The following is a 290-nucleotide window of genomic DNA, read 5'->3' on the forward strand; positions in this document are numbered from 1 at the left end:
GCCTATTACCTGCATGAGCAGGGCTTAAACGTTAGTATCGTTAACCCTGCCTTCGTCAGAAGCTACGCCGATAGTCTCGGCAGCCGTCATAAGACCGATAAGAAAGACAGTATTTTATTGGCACGCTATGCCTATACTGCTAAACCTGACTTATGGACACCGCCGCCTGCAGAAGCCCGTCATCTCAAGTCCTTATTATCACGCTTAGATGCCCTGCAAGAAGATCTGCAGCGTGAGCTGAATCGTCAGGAGAAAGCAGACGCTACTGACACCGCACCTATCGTTAAAGA

Annotated in this window: 1 protein-coding gene; it reads left to right on the forward strand. The window is 49.3% G+C overall.

Features of this window, described 5'->3' with window-relative positions; genetic code table 11:
• Positions 1–290, forward strand: a 290-nt coding sequence (locus ACZ2XM_RS15470; RefSeq protein ID WP_490619011.1) for an IS110 family transposase, incomplete at both ends; no start/stop codon positions are given.

It is taken from the genome of Psychrobacter sp. CoH-33_TS_01 (genome assembly GCF_058189395.1).